Annotated in this window: 16 protein-coding genes and 3 tRNA genes; 16 read left to right on the forward strand and 3 right to left on the reverse strand. The window is 60.6% G+C overall.

Annotated features, from left to right (window positions below; translation table 11 throughout):
- Positions 1-149 precede the first annotated feature (149 nt).
- The 10 genes from AC3WRD_RS12200 to AC3WRD_RS12245 all read left to right on the forward strand — a co-directional run bounded on the left by AC3WRD_RS12200 (position 150) and on the right by AC3WRD_RS12245 (position 7,723).
- Positions 150-225 (forward strand) — tRNA-Glu (locus AC3WRD_RS12200).
- A 53-nt stretch (positions 226-278) separates the two neighbouring features.
- A tRNA-Ala gene (locus AC3WRD_RS12205) sits at positions 279-354 on the forward strand.
- 78 nt (positions 355-432) lie between these two features.
- Positions 433-508: transfer RNA gene (locus tag AC3WRD_RS12210), tRNA-Glu, on the forward strand.
- A 181-nt stretch (positions 509-689) separates the two neighbouring features.
- Entirely contained in the window at positions 690-1,229 is a 540-nt protein-coding gene (locus AC3WRD_RS12215; protein WP_102621522.1) for a TetR/AcrR family transcriptional regulator, read from the forward strand.
- Positions 1,230-1,259: 30 nt separating this feature from the next.
- Positions 1,260-2,093: an alpha/beta fold hydrolase gene (locus AC3WRD_RS12220; protein WP_085732470.1), complete on the forward strand. Its 834-nt coding sequence runs from the start codon at positions 1,260-1,262 to the stop codon at positions 2,091-2,093.
- Between the two features lie 47 nt (positions 2,094-2,140).
- Positions 2,141-2,602: an acyl-CoA thioesterase gene (locus AC3WRD_RS12225; protein WP_085732471.1), complete on the forward strand. Its 462-nt coding sequence runs from the start codon at positions 2,141-2,143 to the stop codon at positions 2,600-2,602.
- A 35-nt stretch (positions 2,603-2,637) separates the two neighbouring features.
- On the forward strand, positions 2,638-3,597 hold the full coding sequence (locus AC3WRD_RS12230; protein ID WP_102621523.1) for a tRNA dihydrouridine synthase: 960 nt from the start codon (positions 2,638-2,640) through the stop codon (positions 3,595-3,597).
- Positions 3,598-3,717: 120 nt separating this feature from the next.
- Complete coding sequence (locus AC3WRD_RS12235; RefSeq protein ID WP_102621524.1) at positions 3,718-4,164, forward strand: Hsp20 family protein; 447 nt, start codon at positions 3,718-3,720, stop codon at positions 4,162-4,164.
- A gap of 185 nt (positions 4,165-4,349) precedes the next feature.
- Positions 4,350-5,048, forward strand: a complete 699-nt coding sequence (locus AC3WRD_RS12240) for a DUF1266 domain-containing protein (protein WP_102621525.1) — start codon at positions 4,350-4,352, stop codon at positions 5,046-5,048.
- Complete coding sequence (locus AC3WRD_RS12245) at positions 5,045-7,723, forward strand: DUF805 domain-containing protein (protein WP_102621526.1); 2,679 nt, start codon at positions 5,045-5,047, stop codon at positions 7,721-7,723. The genes AC3WRD_RS12240 and AC3WRD_RS12245 overlap by 4 nt, the downstream gene beginning before the upstream one ends.
- Here the strand turns inward: AC3WRD_RS12245 and AC3WRD_RS12250 are convergent.
- The 3 genes from AC3WRD_RS12250 to AC3WRD_RS12260 form a co-directional block, all read right to left on the reverse strand.
- Positions 7,720-9,411 (reverse strand): molecular chaperone HscC, encoded by a 1,692-nt coding sequence (locus AC3WRD_RS12250; protein ID WP_102621527.1) that lies wholly within the window; start codon positions 9,409-9,411, stop codon positions 7,720-7,722. The two genes, AC3WRD_RS12245 and AC3WRD_RS12250, sit on opposite strands and share 4 nt — an antisense overlap.
- A gap of 109 nt (positions 9,412-9,520) precedes the next feature.
- Positions 9,521-12,799 carry a PAS domain S-box protein gene (locus tag AC3WRD_RS12255; RefSeq protein WP_102621528.1) on the reverse strand — a complete coding sequence of 1,093 codons (3,279 nt, stop codon included), beginning with the start codon at positions 12,797-12,799 and terminating at the stop codon, positions 9,521-9,523.
- Positions 12,800-12,867: 68 nt separating this feature from the next.
- The gene (locus AC3WRD_RS12260) at positions 12,868-13,758 is read right to left on the reverse strand and encodes a LysR family transcriptional regulator (RefSeq protein ID WP_096821193.1); all 891 of its coding nucleotides are present in this window, start codon (positions 13,756-13,758) and stop codon (positions 12,868-12,870) included.
- A gap of 140 nt (positions 13,759-13,898) precedes the next feature.
- Between AC3WRD_RS12260 and leuC the strand changes: the two genes are divergently transcribed.
- From leuC to AC3WRD_RS12290, 6 genes are all read left to right on the forward strand, one after another.
- Positions 13,899-15,317 carry a 3-isopropylmalate dehydratase large subunit gene (gene leuC, locus AC3WRD_RS12265; protein WP_096821194.1) on the forward strand — a complete coding sequence of 473 codons (1,419 nt, stop codon included), beginning with the start codon at positions 13,899-13,901 and terminating at the stop codon, positions 15,315-15,317.
- Positions 15,318-15,327: 10 nt separating this feature from the next.
- The gene (gene leuD, locus AC3WRD_RS12270; RefSeq protein WP_096821195.1) at positions 15,328-15,972 is read left to right on the forward strand and encodes a 3-isopropylmalate dehydratase small subunit; all 645 of its coding nucleotides are present in this window, start codon (positions 15,328-15,330) and stop codon (positions 15,970-15,972) included.
- 36 nt (positions 15,973-16,008) lie between these two features.
- Positions 16,009-16,776 (forward strand): class I SAM-dependent methyltransferase, encoded by a 768-nt coding sequence (locus AC3WRD_RS12275; protein WP_011333352.1) that lies wholly within the window; start codon positions 16,009-16,011, stop codon positions 16,774-16,776.
- A 69-nt stretch (positions 16,777-16,845) separates the two neighbouring features.
- A complete protein-coding gene (leuB, locus tag AC3WRD_RS12280; protein ID WP_085732478.1) occupies positions 16,846-17,928 on the forward strand; it encodes a 3-isopropylmalate dehydrogenase in 1,083 nt (360 codons plus the stop codon).
- A 66-nt stretch (positions 17,929-17,994) separates the two neighbouring features.
- Entirely contained in the window at positions 17,995-19,107 is a 1,113-nt protein-coding gene (asd, locus tag AC3WRD_RS12285) for an aspartate-semialdehyde dehydrogenase (RefSeq protein ID WP_102621529.1), read from the forward strand.
- A gap of 112 nt (positions 19,108-19,219) precedes the next feature.
- A complete protein-coding gene (locus AC3WRD_RS12290; RefSeq protein WP_102621530.1) occupies positions 19,220-20,230 on the forward strand; it encodes an aspartate-semialdehyde dehydrogenase in 1,011 nt (336 codons plus the stop codon).
- Positions 20,231-20,280 lie beyond the last annotated feature (50 nt).

The raw sequence follows: 20,280 nt of genomic DNA on the forward strand, positions 1-20,280 counted from the left end.
ATAGCTCAGCTGGGAGAGCGCTTGCATGGCATGCAAGAGGTCGACGGTTCGATCCCGTCTAGCTCCACCAATTTACACTTCGAAGCCTGGCCACACCGGCTTCGAAGCGATCAACACTCAGCGTTGATCAGTTGTATAGAAGGGTTTGCGTCCCCTTCGTCTAGTGGCCTAGGACACCGCCCTTTCACGGCGGTAACAGGGGTTCGAGTCCCCTAGGGGACGCCAGTTTTACAGAAGCGATGTTGCAAGATGTCGCTCCGCCGCGAGGCGAAAAATCCGGGGCTATAGCTCAGCTGGGAGAGCGCTTGCATGGCATGCAAGAGGTCGACGGTTCGATCCCGTCTAGCTCCACCAATTTACAGTTCAGGGTCTGGCCACACCGACCTTGAATCGATCAGATCTCAGCACTGATCAGTTGTATAGAAGGTTTGTGTCCCCTTCGTCTAGTGGCCTAGGACACCGCCCTTTCACGGCGGTAACAGGGGTTCGAGTCCCCTAGGGGACGCCACGATTACCCGCTCTGCGGGATTTATAAGGGTCATTCAATTATTGAATGGCCCTTTTGTTTGTCTGGCGTTTGGCCAAATCTCCTTTTTCCTTAAACTGTGCTTCAGACCAGCGGTCATATTTTCGACTTGCAGAATATTATTATGAGAATAATATTCTAATCGTAATATTCGGAGGCAACGATGAACGACAAAAAAGCTCAAACCCGCGAACGCATCCTCAAGGCTGCCAGCGCCGCACTGATCCAGCGTGGCCCGGCCGAGCCGAGCGTGGGTGAAGTGATGGGCGCCGCCGGCCTGACTGTCGGTGGCTTCTATGCGCACTTTGAAAGCAAGGACGCCATGATGCTTGAGGCGTTCAAGCAGTTGCTGGGGCGTCGCCGAGACCTGATCGCCGACATGGACTCTGAATTGACCGGCGAAGAACGTCGCGCCCTGGTGGCAGCGTTCTACCTGTCGCGCAAACACCGTGATTCCAGCGATTCGGCCTGCCCGATCCCGGCATCCATCGGTGAGCTGGGACGGCTGCCGGAAGAGTTCCGCATCGCACTGAACGAGCACCTGGAGTTGATGATCGCGCAGTTGGCTTCAAGCCCTGAAGACATCGATAAAACGTTGGCCGACGTGGCCTTGATGGTAGGTGGTCTGGCGCTCTCAAGGGCGTTGGGGCCTGGTGATTTATCCGATCGATTGCTGCGCGCTGCCAAGTCGGCGGTGCGTTGACCTGAAGGCAACGAGCCTGAGGAGAGAGCGATGAGCACGTTGAAGTGGGTTCGCGGCGTTAATGGCACCTTGGGCTGGTTTGCACCGAAACTGGTGGCAAGCAAAATGCGGCTGGCATTCATGACCCCACGCGCCAATGCGCCACGGGATTGGGAATTGCCGCTGCTGGCGAAATCCGAGCGGATCACTTTGCGTTTCGGCCTCTCCGCGCTGCGCTGGGGGCAAGGTCCGACGGTTCTGCTGATGCACGGTTGGGAAGGGCGTCCGACCCAGTTTGCCGCGCTGATCACGGCGCTGGTCGAATCCGGTTACACCGTTGTCGCTCTCGACGGTCCGGCCCACGGTCGTTCGCCAGGGCGCGAAGCCAACGTCGTACTGTTTGCCCGGGCCATGCTCGAAGCCGCCGCTGAATTGCCTCCGCTGCAGGCCGTCATCGGCCACTCCATGGGCGGCGCCAGCGCCATGCTCGCGGTGCAATTGGGGTTGCGCACTGAAACCCTGGTCAGCATTGCTGCGCCGGCCCGTATTCTGGGCGTGTTGCGCGGGTTTGCCCGTTACGTCGGAATGCCGCCAAGAGCTCGTTCTGCCTTCATTCGGCAAGTCGAGCAGGACGTCGGTATGCGTGCCGCAACCCTCGATGTCGCCCACTATCAGCTGGATATGCCGGGCCTGATCGTACATGCCGAGGACGACACCTTCGTCTCGGTCAAGGAATCCCAACTGATCCACGAATCCTGGTTCGACAGCCGACTGCTGCGCCTGGAAGCCGGCGGTCACCAGCGCGTGCTGGCCGACCCTCGGGTGATTGATGGCGTGTTATCACTGCTGGCCGGTCGCAGCCTTCAGGCGCGGCAATCGGCGTAGTCATCCGTTACACTGCCTCGGTTGAATCATTTGACCGGGAGTAGGGCATGGGCTGGGATCGGGCAACGCCGTTTACCATTGATCTGCAAGTGGGCGCCGAGGACATCGACGGGCTGGGGCACGCGAACAACGCGGTGTACGTCTCCTGGCTCGAACGTTGCGCCTGGCGCCACTCGCAGCGGTTGGGTCTGGATCTGGTCGAGTACCGTCGTCTGGATCGGGCGATGGCGGTGGTGCGGCACGAAATCGACTACCTGGCGGCCGCCTACGAAGGTGATGAACTGCAATTGGCGACCTGGATCGTCGATTGGGATCAGCGCCTGAAAATGACCCGTCACTTCCAGCTGATTCGCCCCAGCGACAACACCACGCTGCTGCGCGCCCAGACCACCTTTGTCTGCATCGAGCTGTCCACCGGCAGGCCCAAGCGCATGCCCGCCGAGTTCATCGAAGGCTACGGCCCGGCCATCCAGACAGCGGACATGGGTTTAACCCGCGAAACCCAGTAAACTGCCGCACGTTTTTCCTTGAGTGTGTGTTTCCCATGCAAATTGCTTTGGCGCCGATGGAAGGGTTGGTCGATGACATCCTGCGCGATGTCCTGACCCGTGTCGGCGGTATCGACTGGTGTGTGACCGAGTTCATCCGGGTCAACGACCAGTTGCTGACTCCGGCCTATTTCCACAAGTTCGGCCCTGAATTGCTCAACGGCGCCCGCACAGCTTCCGGCGTACCGTTGCGCGTGCAATTACTGGGGTCCGATCCGGTGTGCCTGGCGGAAAACGCTGCGCTGGCCTGCGAACTGGGTTCTGAAGTGATCGATCTGAACTTCGGCTGCCCGGCCAAGACCGTCAACAAGTCCCGTGGCGGTGCGGTGCTGCTCAAGGAGCCGGAGCTGCTCAACCAGATCGTCGAACACGTGCGGCGTGCCGTGCCGGCGCACATTCCGGTCACCGCCAAGATGCGCCTCGGTTTCGACAGCCCGGACGGCTCGCTGGTCTGCGCCACGGCGCTGGCCGAAGGCGGCGCCGAGCACATTGTGGTTCACGCTCGAACCAAGATGGACGGCTACAAGCCACCGGCTCATTGGGAGTGGATTCCGCGTGTGCAGGACGTGGTCAAGGTGCCGGTGTTCGCCAACGGTGACATCTGGAGCGTCGAAGACTGGCGCCGCTGCCGGGAAATCAGCGGCGTCGAGGACATCATGCTCGGTCGCGGCCTGGTTTCGCGTCCGGATCTGGCCCGTCAGATCGCTGCCGCCCGTGCCGGCGAGGAAGTCGTCGAGATGACCTGGGCCGAGCTGCTGCCGCTGATCCAGGACTTCTGGCTGCAAGCCAAGGCGCAGATGACAGCGCGCCAATCCCCGGGCCGCTTGAAGCAATGGTTGGCGATGCTGACCCGCAATTATCCTGAGGCTACCGAGTTGTTCACCGTGTTGCGCCGAGAAACCGAGCCGGACCACGTCTCGCGTTTGCTGGGCTTGCCGGTCGCCGAAGCCGCCTGAAAAAATCTCCGAACAATCTCTTGAAAACAAAACGCAGGTCCCTATCTAAGGGTTACGCGATGCCGAATTCGGGTCGCGGAGACAAAAAACCTTGCTGATTGTTTTCAGGAGATTTGAACCATGAGTACTGCATTTTCCCTCGCGCCACTGTTCCGTTCCTCGGTAGGCTTCGACCGTTTCAACGACCTGTTCGAAACCGCCCTGCGCAACGAACCAGGTAGCAGCTATCCGCCTTACAACGTCGAAAAACACGGTGACGATCAATACCGCATCGTCGTGGCGGCGGCCGGTTTCCAGGAAGAAGACCTGGAACTGCAAGTCGAGAAAGGCGTGCTGACCATCAGTGGCGGCAAGCGTGACGCGAACGAAGGCGTCACTTTCCTGCACCAGGGCATTGCCCAGCGTGCATTCAAGCTGTCCTTCCGCCTGGCCGATCACATCGAGATCAAGGCCGCCGGCCTGAGCAACGGCCTGCTGAGCATCGATCTGCTGCGCGTGATCCCGGAAGAAGCGAAAGCCAAGCGCATCCCGATCAACGGGACGCAGAAGCCGGCGCTGCAACACTGATTCACTTGCAGAAACAAATCGTCTGAACGGACGATAAGCCGCTGAACGAAGGCCCCGATACGTCGGGGCCTTTTTTGTGGGCGCAGGAAAACTGCAGTTCGGCTTTGCCGCCAGCGGCGGTTTCTCTACAATCCGCCGCAGTTTTGCCGACCCCCATCCTTACCGGTCGGCCTGGAGCCTTTTTCATGGACGATATTCAACAGCGCTGGCTGTGCGCCCTCTCTGCGCCGATGGTGGCGCTCAATCCTCGCGCCGAATACGACGAGCCAGCGTTTTACGCCGATCCACAATTCATCGACTTGCAATGCAGCTGGGGAATCAATGACCGCCCGCAATTATTGAGCATGTTCAAACGCATGACCGACAACGGTCATGCCAGGCATCTCAATGGTGCGTATCAGGCCTGGCAGCGTTGTCTGCCCGGCGAATGGCACGCATTGATGGAAACTCTCGAACCGCGTGAGCGCGTTCTGCACGATTTTGCCAGTCGCACCTTTGGTGACTGCGGGCCTGGCGGCATTCTGGCCTGGGACTATGGTCGCATGGGATTTCTGCTGCGCTGCGCGGTGCGCAACCAGTGGATTGATCTGACTGAAAGCGCCTGGTTGCACGGGCGGTTGGCGGTCAGGGCCCAGTATCACTACAGCAGCTGGAAATCGTATTTCAACGGATTCCTTTTCGGTCGCGGGTTCTGGGGGTGTGAAAGCAAAGGTGATGACACCTTTGCTTTCGAGCTGGATCGGCAGGGCGAGCAATCGAACAGCGTGCAAGTGGCCCGTGGGCTTGCGCAGAACATGCCGGTTTTTCTGAACAACCTGCCTTGGCATCTGGAGCTCGACTTGCCCCAGCGTCCGGAATCTCTTGAGGAGTTCGACTGGTCATGAGTTGCTGGATACGTTTGGGTATCGAACCCACCGGCGATGAATCGTTGATTCGAGATGCCTACCGCGCACGGCTGCCGGAACATCATCCGGAATCCGACCCTGAAGGATTCCAGGTACTGCGTCAGGCATACGAAAGTGCGATTCGCTTTGCTCGCGAAGAAGCACTTGAAGTGTCTGAAACCGTGGTTTCGGAAGTGCCTCAGGCCCTTGCCGACTTTGACAATCTGTTGAACGACCCGGCGCAGCGTTTTGATCCGCAGGCCTGGCAGAGCTTTGTCAAAACCCTGGATCAACTGCCGCTCGGCGTGCTCGACGACCTGCGCTGGGCGCTGTTTGGCCAGATGTTCAACGCCGATCTGTTGTCGCATCGTTGCGCCAGCGTACTCGTTGACCACATGGGCTGGCAGCATCAGTTGATGTCGCTGGGCTTCGAGCAGGCTCGGCAGGCGGAAGACTTTCTCGATCAGATCAATAAGCCCGACCCGTTCGATATGGCGTTGATGGGGGATTGGTCCGCCGCTGCACAGACCGAAAGCCTTTGGTATTTGCACACCCTGGATATGATCTTCAATCAACGCTCGCTGCAGGAGTTCGACCGCTTTGTCAGTCGGCACACCTGCCTGCCATTGCCGGATCACACGGCGTCGATCAAGCGTCTGGTCGTGCAGTTCACTCAGGCTGGCATTGGGGGCGAGGGGCTGCGGCAGTTCTGCGTCGAGCTACAGCGTGAAACGCCGAATGACGTGGATTCGCTGTACCTGCTGGCCTGTCAGAACAGCCTGCTGGGGCTGGAGGACGAGGCATTTGCGTGCTGGGTGCAACTCTGGCAGGAACACCGGCACCCAAAGGCCGAGAGCGAGTTGTTGGGCTTGTGCGCCAGGCGTCAGCCGGATTTTCTTCCTTTGTTGATTCAGGCCTTCGACCGTCTCGGTGATTTTCGCGATTGGGCCTTTGATCTGGGGGATGCCACTCAAGCCTACGGCAGTCCATCGCTCCGGCCCGAAACCCTGGCTCGCTGGATGGGCATTGGCCCGGACCAGACTCAGGGCCTGGCCAAGGCGTTTTTGAACTGGCGGATGGCCGACGACGAATTGCCTTTGCTCGCGTTGCTGTTGGGCGCGCACGACGATGTTCGACTGCAGCAGCTTTATCGACATGCCTGGGCCCTGCATCGAGGCGATGTGCAACTGTTACAACAGTTGGTCGATCAGCCTCCGGCCATCGATGCACTTGAAGAACTGGTTCTGAGCGGGTTCAGGTCTCAAGCCCGACAGCATTTGCGTTGGTTGAGTCATGGGCCGATCCCGCTGACGATGGGCGCGTTTATCGATGAGGGTTCACAGCAAACGCACCTGCCCGAAGCGCTGGAGAAAGGCAGCGGCCACAAAGTCTGCCTTGCATGGCTGCGCAGGTTGCGAGCATACAGCCCGGTAGCGCTGGAGCGAATCGAGCAGACATTCTCCTTGGGCGACACGTACATGGCCGGCGAGTTGGCGGTGCTGAGTGTGCTGACCCAGTTGAGTGATCGAGGCGTGGCATTGCCACCAGTCGGCTCGGGAGAAGCGGTGTGGCAATGGCACGCCAGCACCCTATATCTGTTGGCATTGCTCAGCGAGCCGGAGCGCTGGCTGAGCTTGACGGGTGATCTGACGCTGGAACACCTGCCGTTCGATTCGGCCCAGCCAGCCAGTCGGTTGCAACCGCTGTTGCGGCGTCTTTATCGCGAGCAGGGAGATCTCAACGGTTTGCTTGGCTGGTTGCAGGTCGAAGACCCGGTGCATGCCGTACTTGCCCGGCAATTGACAGGCGTCCAGCAAGCACTCGACAGCGTGCGATTACTGAGCAATGACCGCTTGTATGATTGTGTGCACAGCGACTTGCGTGCGTTCAGTGATGACGTGCTCGGACGCATGCTGCTGACGGGTGTGCTGTATCACGATCCATTGATGGATGCGCAGCAACGCCGCTATTTGCTCGAAAGGACAACCGAGATCATCAACTCACAGGACTGGTTCGACGGTTTCCGTCACAGTCTGATCAAGGGCGAGCCGACGCACCCGCCATCACAGGCGTTGACGGAGTATGAAGGTATCCACAGCGAGACCTTTTACCTGGCCCTCGATGCGCTCAAAGGGTTGGTGCGCTACGGCAGCGCCGGGGTGCCGCGACAGAAGATTTTGCTGCGCATGCAGCGCGCCAAGGACAACCCGGACCATGGGGTCGGTCTGCGTCTGGCATTCAGTGCATTGTTGTCGTGGTCGGAACGCTTGCTGCTGGCCCGGGCCGACAGTCGTCCGGCATCGCCTGTGGCCTTCTGGCGCCTGAATACTCGCCTGGCGCGCGGGCCGTTCTTCTGGCAGGTGCTCGGCTCGTTGTTGGTGACGCCGCTGGCGGCTTTGCTCAGCGGCACACCGTTGTCCGCAATTGCCGTATTGCTGCTGGGCGGTGTGTTCTTGCTTGGGGCCATACTGCGACGTTTGCATGACATGGGGCGGGGCATCCCGACGTTGTTGATCCTGCTCTGCCTGTCGCCGGTGTTGCCGTTTCTGCCGTTGATGCTGTTTGCGTTTCCCGGTGACAAGCTGCCCAACCGTTATGGTGTGCCGCCGGACAGCGCCGGTGAAGACATGCTGCCCGGCGGCTTGCAGGCTACGCTGCGTCGGCTCAACGGTTAGAGATGCAGTTCATCGAGCGCCTTCTCGAGCTGTGATCGATGGCTGGCAATCTCCCTGGGTTGCTGGCCGCCGAGCACGGCGTTGAAGGTGTCCATCCAGTCGGCAATGCGTTCGCGTTCATTGCCGAGGCTCTGCATCCAGGCGCGTTCAAGGCGTGCCAGCAATGTGCGGTTGGGCAGCGAATCGCGAGGGTGGACTTTCAGGGTAGAAAGCCGTTCACGGCTGTCTTGCCGAGCCTGCTCGTCGAGCCCGGTCGGACTGCGGTCGATACTGTGGCTGTGACGTTCGCCACTGTCGAGCAGGGTGACGTCCACTTCCAGCAGGCCATTGATGTCATAGCTGAAGCGTACATCCAGGCTCTGAATGTGTTCGCTGGGCTTGAACTGCACATCAAAGGAATCGATGAAGATGTTGTCGCGCACCCACGGGCGCTCACCCTGATAAACCGCAATACGGATCTCGGTCTGTTGTGCAAACGTTGTGGAGTAGCGCTGTACCCGTGAGGTCGGAATAACGGTGTTGCGCTCGATAATCGGCGAAAAAGCACCACTGATACCTTCACCACGGTTGGTCGAAATCCCCAGGGTGTAAGGGCAGACATCCGTCAGAATCAACTCTTCTACTGCACCGTCCCGTGCCTTGCACGCCGCTTGCGTCGCCGCACCCAGTGCGACGATCGTGTCCGGATCGAGGTGTCGGTAAGGCAGGCGTCCGAAGAGCGTGGCCACCATTTGCTGCACCGCCGGCATCCGTGTGGCGCCGCCCACCAGCACCAGGCTGTCGAGGTCTCGGGGTTTTAGGCGGGCATCGCGCAGGGCTTGCTCGATCGGTGCGCGCAAGCGGGTCAGAAGAGGTTCCCAGATTTTTATCGCACGGGTTTCGTCCAGCGACCATTCGAACGTCCTGTCGGCATATCGCCAGTTCAGGTGCCGGGTGCCTTCACCGAGTTTGCATTTGAGCTGTTCCAGCGCATCGCTCAAGCTGGCCATGCCCTGCGCGTCGATCATGGCGGGCGTCAGTTGCCAGTCGCTGAGGCACGCCTGCAGCAAGGCCTCGGTAAAGTCTTCGCCACCCAGAAAGTTGTCACCGGTAGATGCATGCACCTCGATCAGCGGCAACGCATATTCCAGCACCGTGACATCGAAGGTCCCGCCGCCCAGATCGAAGATCAGCGTGCGTTCGAATTTTTGTTCATGCAGCCCGTAGGCCATGGCGGCGGCGGTCGGTTCGTTGATCAGGCGGGAGACTTTCAGGCCCGCCAGTTCGGCGGCGAATAGCGTGCGTTTGCGTTGCTCGTCACTGAAATACGCCGGCACGGAAATCACCGCTTCAGACACCGGATGACCGAGAAAGGCCTCGGCATCCTGTTTGAGCGAACCGATCACCAGCGCCGAGAGTTCTTCCGGGCTGAATGAGCGCCCACCCAGTTCCAGACGTTTTTCACTGCCCATGAATCGCTTGAACGCCGCCGCTGTGCGTTCCGGGTGGGTGGTCAGGCGTGCGCGGGCGGCTTTGCCGACCAGAATGCTGTCGTCTTCATCGAGGCTGACGACGGAAGGCGTGAGTACCTCGCCGAGGGCGTTGGGGATCAACCGGGCCTGACCGTCCTGCCAGACGGCGATCAAACTGTTGGTGGTGCCAAGGTCAATGCCCAGCAGGGCCGGGCGGGGGAGGGTTGCATCCTGCATGATCGATCTCGAAACGGCGCGAAAAAACGCGACCCTACAGGTTGCCGCCAACCCTGGCAATTACCGGCCTGACGTCGATGCCTGCGGTCGGCAACCGCAGGCGTTCCGGTCAAACCAGCAACCCTTTCAACACCTCCAGCGCCACCGGCCGACTGTGCAGATACCCCTGATACAAATGGCAACCCAGCCCTTGCAGGAATTCCAGCTGCTCCGGGGTTTCCACGCCTTCGGCGATCACTTCCAGTTCCAGGCTGCGGGCCATGGCGACGATGGCGCGAATGATCTCGGCGTCGTTGGGGTCACTGGTGGCGTCGCGGATGAACGACTGATCGATCTTCAGCGTGTCCACCGGCAGGCGTTTCAGGTAGGTCAGTGATGAATAGCCAGTGCCGAAGTCGTCCATGGCGAAGCTCACGCCGAGTTTTTTCAGGCGGCGCATCTTGCTGATGGTGTCTTCCAGGTTCTGGATGACGATGCCTTCGGTGATTTCCAGTTTCAGCAGCGAGCAGGGCAGGCCGTGGCTGGTCATGCTGTGTTCGATGCGTTCGACGAAGTCGTTCTGGCGGAACTGCCGGGGGCTGATGTTCACGCACAGGCTGAATGCCAGAGGATCGATCAGGCCTTCGGCGATCAGTTGTTTGAAGGCATCGCAGGCCTCATCGAGGATCCAGGTGCCGACCTCGAGGATCAGCCCGCTGTCCTCCAGGACCTTGATGAACTCGGTGGGTGATTGCGCACCGAGCTCCGGGTGATTCCAGCGCACCAGCGCTTCGGCGCCGATGATGCGATTGTCCCGGGCGTCCACTTGCGGCTGGAAATGCACGTTGAATTCGCCACGGGACAGCGCCAGGCGCAGATCGGTCTCCATGCGCAGCCGTTCGCTGGCCGCTTTCTGCATGGTGTTGTGGTACATCTGCGTGGTGTTGCGCCCGGAATCCTTGGCTCGATACAGCGCAATGTCCGCGCGCTTGAGCAGGTCGGTCGGGGTCGAACCGTGATCGGGTATTAGTGCCACGCCAATGCTCGGCGTCACTTGCAGGCGCTGGCCGTCGAGGAACATCGGTTCGGACAGCAATTCGCGAATGGTGTCGGCCAGTTCACGCACCTGGCCGCTGACTTCGTTGCGGGTGCCTTCCAGGCCGCTGAGCAACACCACGAATTCATCGCCACCGAGCCTCGCCACGGTGTCTTCCATGCGCACGCTGGCCTCAAGTCGCGCGGTGATGATTTTCAGCACCGTATCGCCGACCGGATGGCCGAGCGAGTCGTTGATGTGCTTGAAGTGATCCAGGTCGAGAAACAGCAGCGCGCCGCGCAGGTTGTGGCGTTTGAGCAGGGCTATCTGCTGGCTCAGGCGATCCATCAGCAGCGCACGGTTGGGCAGGTTGGTCAGCGGGTCGTGATAGGCCAGATGACGGATCTGCGCTTCGGCGTTCTTCAGCAGGCTGACGTCCCGGGCGGTCATCAGCAGGCACGCGGTTTCGTTGAGCGTGATCGGTTCGACCGACACTTCCACCGTCAGCAACTCCCCGCGCTTGTTGCGCCCGAGCATTTCCTGATGGTGCACACGGCCCTTGATCTGTAGCTCGGCAAGCAGCCCCGAGCGCTGTTTTTCCTCGGCCCAGATGCCGACCTGATACACGGTTTTGCCCACCACTTCGTCGGCGCGATAACCGGTCAGGCGACAGAAGCCGTCGTTGACCTCCAGATAACGCCCGGTGTCACGTTCGGTGATGGTGATGGCGTCGGGGCTTGAGTGAAACGCCTTGGCGAACTTCTCTTCACTGGCCTTGAGGGCCGCTTCCGAGCGCTGTTGCTGGGTAATGTCGCGCAGCGTGGTGACGATGCACGGCTGATTGCCGACGCTGATCTGGCGGCTGGAAATCACACAGGTCAGCGACTGGCCGTCCTTGTGCTGGACGATGATCGCGACATTGCTCAGGCCCTGTTCGCGAATCACCCGTTCGATACGCTGCAGGCTTTTCGCCGAGGCATCCCACAGGCCGATTTCTTCGGCGGTATGGCCGATGACGTCAGTGGCGCTCCAGCCGAAGGTCTGGGTGAAGCTGGAGTTGATCTCGATGAATTCCCCGGTTTCCTGGCGGGTCACGCAGATCGGGTCGGGGCTGACCTGGAACAGCGTGGCGAACTTCTCTTCCGAAGCCACCAGCCGTTGTTCGCGTTCGACCTGATCGGTGATGTCCAGCAGGGTGCCCGCCATGCGCAGCGGCGTGCCGTTTTCATCGCGATAGAGGCGGGCGCGGCTTTCCAGATAGCGTGAGCTGCCGTCCGGCAGTTGCACGCGGTAGGTCAGTTGATAATTGCCCGCCGGACCTTCGCGCAGACTGCGGTAGGCATCGCGCATGCTGTCGCGTTCCTCGCCGGGCACGCCTTCGAAGAATTCGTCAAAAGATTCGTGAAACGGAATCGGCTCCAGCCCGTGCAATTGCGCGGCGCGGGCCGAGCCGTAGAGCATGCCGCTGGGAATGTGCCAGTCCCAGGTGCCGAGCTGCGCCGAATCCAGCGCCAGGTCGAGGCGTTCCTGGCTGTCCTTGAGCGCGTGCTCGGCCGCTTTGCGTTCGGTGGTGTCGAGAAAGGTGCTCAACAGATAAGGCTGGCCTTCGAGCTCGACCTTTTGCGCACTGAGAATGCCGTCATGGACTTGACCGTTGCTGGCGCGGAACTGCACTTCCATGCTGATCAGTTCGCCCTTGGCCTTGGTCTTCTTGACCAGCTCCGCCCGTTGCTCGGGATGCACCCACAGGCCCAATTCCAGGGTGGTGCGCCCGATAGCGCTCTGCACCGGCCAGCCGAACAGGCTTTCGAAATACTGGTTGGCCTCGCTGATCAGGCCGTCTTCCTGACGGGTCAGCAACACCATGTTCGGGCACAGGTGAAACAGCGTGGCGAAACGTTTCTCCGAACTGCTGAGGGCCTGTTCCCGTTGCCGCTGGTGGGTGATTTCACGGATCACCCCGATCATTCGGGGCCGGCCATGCTTGTCCGGCAGCAGGCTGCCATTGATCTCCAGCCAGTGCAGGCTGCCATCTGGCCAGCGGATGCGGTGGTGCATCGCCTGTTCCAGTGGCGCGCCGGCTATTACCGCGTGGAAGGCGCGAACGGTTTTCGCCCGGTCTTCCGGCGGCAGCAGGTCGAGGTATTCCAGATCTTCGGGCAACGGCTGCCGTGGATCGAAGCCGAACAAGGCCTGAGTGCCCCGCGACCAACTGATCTGCCCGCGTTCGATGTCCCAATACCAGGCGCCGAGCCGGGCGCCATTGAGCGCTGCGAGCAATTGCGGCGCGCTCTCCCAGCTCTGCTCGGAACGCCGTGGATCAATGGCCTGAATACGCGGCATCGGCGGAATACGGTCAACAGATTTCGGCATTGTTAAGGGGCCTTGAGCTGATTTGGGCATTAGGCACAGGGACGGCAGCTCTATAGGAGTAGCACAAGTCAGCCGTGATTCCCTGGCAGATCGATTTGAGCGTCCAGCAGGGCCATAAACGCCCGTGCAGCATTCGACAGCGTCCGTTCGGTGTGCAGGATATAGCCTAGCTGGCGACTGAGCTGTATGCCCGGCAAAGGTATGCGCGCCACCTGTTCATCGAGCATGGTGCGTGGCAAAACGCTCCACGCCAGGCCAATCGACACCATCATCTTGATGGTTTCCAGGTAGTTAGTGCTCATGGCGATGTTCGGCGTCAGCCCCTGTGCCTCGAACAGACGTTGGACAATATGGTGGGTAAAGGTGTTGCCGCCGGGGAAAACCGCCGGATGGCCGGCAATGTCCGCCAATGTGACAGCGCCGTTGCTGATCAATGTGTGTTCCGGGGCGACCACGAAATCCAGCGGGTCATCCCAGACCGGCGTGGCCTTGACCAGTGTGTGCGGCTCCGGCGCCAGGGTGATGACCGCCAGCTCTGCGCGGCCATGGAGAATTTCTTCGTAGGCCACTTCCGAATCGAGGAACTGAATATCCAGCGCCACCTGTGGGTAGCGGCGGGTGTACTCCCTTAATAAGGGTGGCAAGCGGTGCAGGCCGATGTGGTGACTGGTGGCCAGTGTCAGGCGACCGGTCACTTCGCCGGTCAGGTTGGTCAGGGCGCGGCGCGTGTCATCGAGCACGTTGAGAATCTGATAAGCCCGTGGCAGCAGGGCCCGGCCGGCCTCGGTCAGACCCACTTCGCGGCCCAGTCGGTCGAACAGCCGCACATTCAGTTGCTGCTCCAGCCCGGCGATGCGTTTGCTGATCGCCGGTTGCGTCAGGTGCAGGCGTTCACCGGCGCCGGAGAAGCTCCCGGACTCGGCGATGGCGATAAAAGCATTGAGGTTGGCCAGATCCATGTTCGTATTCCAGTTGGTTATCCAAAGCATAAAAAATATGAATTTGAGTTATTCAATCTAACCCCATAGGATCGGCCTCACAAGCCAAAGGGTTATTGATAAGCCCAGGGCATAGAAACAAGCTGATGAGGAAACGTCTGATGGCCGGCAAAACGCTCTACGACAAGCTCTGGGATTCGCATTTGGTCAAGCAGCGCGACGATGGTTCGGCGCTGATCTACATCGATCGTCACATCATCCACGAAGTGACCTCGCCGCAAGCCTTCGAAGGCTTGCGTCTGGCCGGGCGCAAGCCATGGCGCATCGATGCCAACATCGCGACCCCGGACCACAACGTACCGACCACCCCGGAGCGCAAGGGCGGCATCGCGGCCATTGCCGACCAGGTCTCGCGTTTGCAGGTTCAGACCCTCGACGACAACTGCGATGAATACGGCATCGTCGAATTCAAGATGAACGACGTCCGTCAGGGCATCGTTCACGTGATCAGCCCGGAGCAGGGCGCGACCTTGCCGGGCATGACCGTGGTCTGCGGCGACTCGCACACCTCGACCCACGGCGCGTTCGGCGCATTGGCCCACGGTATCGGCACTTCCGAGGTTGAGCACGTGCTCGCCACTCAGTGCCTGGTCGCCAAGAAAATGAAGAACATGCTGGTGCGCGTCGAAGGCCAATTGCCGTTCGGCGTGACCGCCAAGGACATCGTTCTCGCCGTGATCGGCAAGATCGGCACCGCCGGCGGTAACGGCCACGCTATCGAGTTCGCTGGCAGCGCGATCCGCGACTTGTCCGTCGAAGGCCGCATGACCATCTGCAACATGTCCATCGAAGCCGGCGCCCGTGTGGGTCTGGTGGCGGCTGACCAAAAGACTGTGGATTACGTCAAGGGCCGTCCGTTCGCACCGAAAGGCGCCGAGTGGGATCTGGCTGTCGAATCCTGGAAAGACCTGGTGTCCGACGCCGACGCGCATTTCGACACCGTGGTCGAGCTCGACGCTGCGCAGATCAAGCCGCAAGTCAGCTGGGGCACTTCGCCGGAAATGGTGTTGGCCGTTGATCAGAACGTGCCGGACCCGGCTAAAGAGATGGATCTGGTCAAGCGCGACTCGATCGTCCGCGCCTTGAAATACATGGGTTTGACCGCCAATCAGGCGATCACCGACATTCAGCTCGACCGCGTATTCATCGGTTCCTGCACCAACTCGCGCATCGAAGATTTACGCGCTGCTGCGGTGATCGCCAAGGGCCGCAAGGTTGCTTCGACCATCAAGCAGGCCATCGTGGTGCCGGGTTCGGGTCTGGTGAAGGCGCAGGCTGAGGCCGAAGGTCTGGACAAGATCTTCCTCGAAGCCGGTTTCGAATGGCGTGAGCCGGGTTGCTCGATGTGCCTGGCGATGAACCCGGACCGTTTGGAGTCCGGCGAGCATTGCGCCTCGACGTCCAACCGTAACTTCGAAGGCCGTCAGGGCGCCGGTGGCCGTACCCACCTCGTCAGCCCGGCCATGGCCGCTGCGGCGGCGGTGAACGGTCGTTTCATCGACGTTCGTGAATTGATCTGAGGAGCGCAGCATGAAAGCTTTTACCCAGCACACTGGCCTTGTCGCACCTCTGGATCGTGCCAACGTCGACACCGACCAGATCATCCCGAAGCAGTTTCTGAAGTCGATCAAGCGCACCGGTTTCGGCCCGAACCTGTTCGACGAGTGGCGTTACCTGGATGTCGGTCAACCGTATCAGGACAACTCCAAGCGTCCGCTGAACAAGGAATTCGTGCTCAACGCCGAGCGTTATCAAGGCGCCAGCGTGTTGCTGGCCCGCGAAAACTTCGGTTGCGGCTCCAGCCGTGAACACGCGCCATGGGCGCTGGAAGAATACGGTTTCCGCAGCATCATCGCGCCGAGCTACGCCGACATCTTCTTCAACAACAGCTTCAAGAACGGCTTGCTGCCGATCATCTTGAGCGATGCCGAAGTCGACGAACTGTTCAAACAGGTCGAGGCCGCGCCGGGCTATCAGTTGCAGATCGATCTGCACGAACAGACCGTGACCAGCCCGAACGGCAAGGTGTACCGCTTCGAGATCGACGCGTTCCGCAAGCACTGCCTGCTCAACGGTCTGGACGACATCGGCCTGACCTTGCAGGACGGCGATGCAATCGCGGCGTTTGAAGGCAAGCATCGCGCCAGTCAGCCGTGGTTGTTCCGCGACGCGTGAATTTGAAAGGTTGAAACCCCAACAAAGGAAGTACTCATGACCAGCACCGCCCAGCACAGTCAGGTTGTACAAAAGCAATTCGGTGAACAGGCCGCCGCCTACCTGAGCAGCGCCGTTCACGCTCAAGGCACTGAATTTGCGCTGCTACAGGCTGAGCTGGCGGGGCAGGGCGAGGCTCGGGTGCTGGACCTGGGTTGCGGCGCCGGGCACGTGAGTTTTCACGTCGCTTCGCTGGTGAAAGAAGTGGTGGCCTACGACCTGTCGCAGCAAATGCTCGACGTGGTGGCTGCGGCTGCCGTTGATCGCGGTTTGAGCAATGTGTCCACGGTCAACGGTGCCGCCGAGCGCCTGCCGTTCGCCGATGGCGAGTTCGATTTCGTGTTCAGCCGTTACTCGGCGCACCACTGGAGTGATCTCGGCGTTGCGCTGCGCGAAGTGCGTCGGGTGCTGAAACCGGGTGGCGTGGCAGCGTTCATCGACGTGCTGTCGCCGGGCAGTCCGCTGTTCGACACCTACCTGCAGAGCGTCGAAGTGCTGCGCGACACCAGCCATGTACGCGATTATTCTGCCGGTGAGTGGCTGCGCCAGGTCAGCGAGGCCGGTCTGCACACCCGCAGCACCACGCGTCAGCGCCTGCGTCTGGAGTACAACAGCTGGGTCGAGCGCATGCGCACACCTGAAGTGATGCGCGCCGCGATCCGCCAGTTGCAGCAGTCGATGGGCAACGAAGTGCGCGAATATTTTGAGATTGAGGCCGATGGTTCGTTCAGTACAGATGTACTGGTGCTCTGGGCTGAAAAGTAATCTTGGAACGATAAGTATTTTTCCGGGCGCGCCTGTCGATGGCGCACCGACTGAAGACACGAGGAAAGCATGAGCAAGCAGATTCTGATTCTCCCAGGCGACGGTATTGGTCCGGAAATCATGGCCGAAGCGGTCAAGGTGCTGGAGCTGGCCAACGACAAGTACAGCCTGGGCTTCGAGCTGAGCCATGACGTGATCGGTGGCGCGGCCATCGACAAGCACGGCGTACCGCTGGCCGACGAAACCCTCGACCGCGCTCGCGCTGCCGACGCCGTGCTGCTGGGCGCCGTGGGCGGTCCGAAATGGGACACCATCGAGCGTGACATCCGCCCTGAGCGCGGCCTGCTGAAAATCCGTGCGCAACTGGGCCTGTTCGGCAACCTGCGCCCAGCGATCCTGTACCCGCAACTGGCTGACGCCTCGAGCCTGAAACCGGAAATCGTTGCCGGCCTGGATATCCTGATCGTCCGTGAGCTGACCGGCGGTATCTATTTCGGCGCGCCGCGTGGCACCCGTACCCTGGAAAACGGCGAGCGTCAGTCCTACGACACGCTGCCGTACAGCGAAAGCGAAATCCGCCGCATCGCCCGCGTCGGTTTCGACATGGCCATGGTTCGTGGCAAAAAGCTGTGCTCGGTGGACAAGGCCAACGTGCTGGCGTCCAGCCAACTGTGGCGTGAAGTGGTCGAGCAGGTGGCCAAGGATTACCCTGAAGTCGAACTGAGCCACATGTACGTCGACAACGCCGCCATGCAACTGGTGCGTGCACCGAAGCAGTTCGACGTGATCGTCACCGACAACATGTTCGGCGACATCCTGTCCGACGAAGCGTCGATGCTCACCGGCTCCATCGGCATGCTGCCGTCGGCTTCGCTGGACGCCAACAACAAGGGCATGTACGAGCCTTGCCACGGTTCGGCGCCGGACATCGCGGGCAAAGGCATTGCCAACCCGCTGGCGACCATTCTGTCGGTGTCGATGATGCTGCGTTACAGCTTCAATCTGCACGAAGCGGCCGATGCCATCGAGAAAGCGGTCAGCGTGGTGCTGGATCAAGGGCTGCGTACCGGCGACATCTTTTCGACCGGTTGCACTAAAGTCGGTACGCAGGAAATGGGTGACGCAGTAGTCGCCGCGCTGCGGAATCTGTAATCTCTCGGGCCCGCTGCGAAATTCAAGACAAAGCAGCGGCCCACTTTTCAAGAAGGTGTAGTTGCGATGAAACGTGTAGGTCTGATCGGTTGGCGCGGCATGGTCGGTTCCGTGCTCATGCAGCGGATGCTGGAAGAGCAGGATTTCGATCTTATCGAGCCGGTGTTTTTCACCACTTCCAACGTCGGTGGCCAAGGCCCGTCCGTGGGCAAGGACATTGCTCCGCTCAAGGACGCTTACAGCATTGATGAGCTGAAGACCCTCGACGTGATCCTGACCTGCCAGGGCGGCGACTACACCAGCGAAGTGTTCCCGAAGCTGCGCGAAGCCGGCTGGCAGGGTTACTGGATCGACGCGGCCTCGAGCCTGCGGATGAACGACGACGCCGTCATCATCCTCGACCCGGTCAACCGCAAGGTCATCGACCAGCAGCTCGACGCGGGCACCAAGAACTACATCGGCGGCAACTGCACCGTCAGCCTGATGCTGATGGGCCTGGGCGGTCTGTTCGAGGCCGGTCTGGTCGAGTGGATGAGCGCCATGACCTATCAGGCGGCGTCCGGTGCCGGCGCGCAGAACATGCGTGAACTGATCAAGCAGATGGGCGCGACCCACGCCGCTGTCGCCGATCAACTGGCTGATCCGGCCAGCGCGATCCTCGACATCGACCGCCGTGTGGCCGAAGCCATGCGCAGCGACGCGTACCCGACCGAAAACTTCGGCGTACCGCTGGCCGGCAGCCTGATCCCGTGGATCGACAAGGAACTGCCGAACGGCCAGAGCCGCGAAGAGTGGAAGGCCCAGGCCGAGACCAACAAGATCCTCGGTCGCTTCAAGAGCCCGATCCCGGTCGACGGCATCTGCGTGCGCATCGGCGCCATGCGTTGCCACAGCCAGGCGCTGACCATCAAGCTGAACAAAGACGTGCCGATCGCCGACATTGAAGGGCTGATCAGCCAGCACAACCCTTGGGTCAAACTGGTGCCAAACCAGCGCGAAATCTGCATGCAGGAGCTGAGCCCTACGAAAGTTACCGGCACCCTGAACGTACCGGTCGGTCGTCTGCGCAAGCTGAACATGGGTTCGCAGTTCGTCGGTGCCTTCACCGTCGGCGACCAACTGCTGTGGGGCGCGGCCGAACCGCTGCGTCGCATGCTGCGGATCCTGCTTGAGCGTTGATCGCGTGACGCAATGAAAGAACCCGCGCCTTGAAAGAGGCGCGGGTTTTTTTTGCCTGCATGGCGGCCACCCGGTAAAGTGCCGCTCCCCCCGTTTCGCCAGAGGCAGCACCATGACCCAGACCCTTGATATTGCCGTGATCGGCGCCACCGGTACTGTCGGCGAAACCCTTGTGCAGATTCTCGAAGAGCGCGACTTTCCGGTCGGCACTTTGCACCTGTTGGCCAGCAGCGAATCCGCTGGCAGCTCGGTGCTGTTTCGCAACAAGAACGTAAGAGTGCGCGAAGTCGATGAGTTTGACTTCAGCAAGGTCAAGCTGGCGTTCTTCGCCGCCGGCCCGGCCATCACCCTGAGTTACGCCGCTCGCGCTCACGCGGCGGGTTGCTCGCTGGTCGATCTGTCCGGCGCGTTGCCGGCGGATCAGGCGCCGCAAGTGGTGCCGGAAGCCAATGCCGAGTTGCTGGCCGGTTTGAAAATGCCGTTCCAGGTCAGCAGCCCAAGCCCGTCAGCCACGACGCTGGCTGTGGTGTTGGCACCGCTGCTCGATTTGATCGAGCTGCAATATGTGCATGTCACCGCCAATCTGGCGGTTTCCGCCCAAGGCCGCGAAGCGGTGACCGAGCTGGCTCGCCAGACCGCCGAGTTGCTGAACATGCGTCCGCTGGAGCCGACATTCTTCGACCGGCAAATGGCTTTCAACCTGCTGGCTCAGGTCGGTACGCCTGACGCTCAAGGCCACACGCTGCTGGAAAAACGTCTGGTGCGTGAACTGCGTCAGGTGCTGGCCAAGCCTTTATTAAAGATTTCCGCAACTTGCGTTCAAGCCCCGGTGTTTTTTGGCGATAGCTTTAGCGTGACCTTGCAGTCAGCGAGCGCGGTCGACCTGGTAAAGGTCAATGCCGCCCTTGAAACCGCTGACGGCATCGAACTGGTTGAAGCCGGTGATTATCCGACCGCCGTCGGTGACGCGGTGGGCCAGGACGTGGTCTATGTCGGACGGGTGCGTAGCGGTGTCGACGAACCGTCGGAACTAAATCTGTGGCTGACGTCAGATAACGTACGCAAAGGTGCGGCCCTCAACGCGGTGCAAGTGGCCGAGTTGTTGATAAAAGGCCTGCTGTAAAAGATACTTGGCAACAATTTGTCGACTGATTCTAGCCGGGCGCTATGCTT

The organism is Pseudomonas sp. FW215-R2, from assembly GCF_058789255.1.

What these genes read in the sequence shown, in the direction of transcription:
- AC3WRD_RS12290 (WP_102621530.1), top strand. Translation starts at nt 19,220, where the DNA reads ATGACCCAGACCCTTGATATTGCCGTGATCGGCGCCACCGGTACTGTC.
- AC3WRD_RS12245 (WP_102621526.1), top strand. Translation starts at nt 5,045, where the DNA reads ATGAGTTGCTGGATACGTTTGGGTATCGAACCCACCGGCGATGAATCG.
- AC3WRD_RS12230 (WP_102621523.1), top strand. Translation starts at nt 2,638, where the DNA reads ATGCAAATTGCTTTGGCGCCGATGGAAGGGTTGGTCGATGACATCCTG.
- AC3WRD_RS12225 (WP_085732471.1), top strand. Translation starts at nt 2,141, where the DNA reads ATGGGCTGGGATCGGGCAACGCCGTTTACCATTGATCTGCAAGTGGGC.
- AC3WRD_RS12255 (WP_102621528.1), bottom strand. Translation starts at nt 12,799, where the DNA reads ATGCCGAAATCTGTTGACCGTATTCCGCCGATGCCGCGTATTCAGGCC.
- leuB (WP_085732478.1), top strand. Translation starts at nt 16,846, where the DNA reads ATGAGCAAGCAGATTCTGATTCTCCCAGGCGACGGTATTGGTCCGGAA.
- AC3WRD_RS12240 (WP_102621525.1), top strand. Translation starts at nt 4,350, where the DNA reads ATGGACGATATTCAACAGCGCTGGCTGTGCGCCCTCTCTGCGCCGATG.
- AC3WRD_RS12215 (WP_102621522.1), top strand. Translation starts at nt 690, where the DNA reads ATGAACGACAAAAAAGCTCAAACCCGCGAACGCATCCTCAAGGCTGCC.
- asd (WP_102621529.1), top strand. Translation starts at nt 17,995, where the DNA reads ATGAAACGTGTAGGTCTGATCGGTTGGCGCGGCATGGTCGGTTCCGTG.
- AC3WRD_RS12235 (WP_102621524.1), top strand. Translation starts at nt 3,718, where the DNA reads ATGAGTACTGCATTTTCCCTCGCGCCACTGTTCCGTTCCTCGGTAGGC.
- AC3WRD_RS12260 (WP_096821193.1), bottom strand. Translation starts at nt 13,758, where the DNA reads ATGGATCTGGCCAACCTCAATGCTTTTATCGCCATCGCCGAGTCCGGG.
- AC3WRD_RS12250 (WP_102621527.1), bottom strand. Translation starts at nt 9,411, where the DNA reads ATGCAGGATGCAACCCTCCCCCGCCCGGCCCTGCTGGGCATTGACCTT.
- leuD (WP_096821195.1), top strand. Translation starts at nt 15,328, where the DNA reads ATGAAAGCTTTTACCCAGCACACTGGCCTTGTCGCACCTCTGGATCGT.
- AC3WRD_RS12275 (WP_011333352.1), top strand. Translation starts at nt 16,009, where the DNA reads ATGACCAGCACCGCCCAGCACAGTCAGGTTGTACAAAAGCAATTCGGT.
- leuC (WP_096821194.1), top strand. Translation starts at nt 13,899, where the DNA reads ATGGCCGGCAAAACGCTCTACGACAAGCTCTGGGATTCGCATTTGGTC.
- AC3WRD_RS12220 (WP_085732470.1), top strand. Translation starts at nt 1,260, where the DNA reads ATGAGCACGTTGAAGTGGGTTCGCGGCGTTAATGGCACCTTGGGCTGG.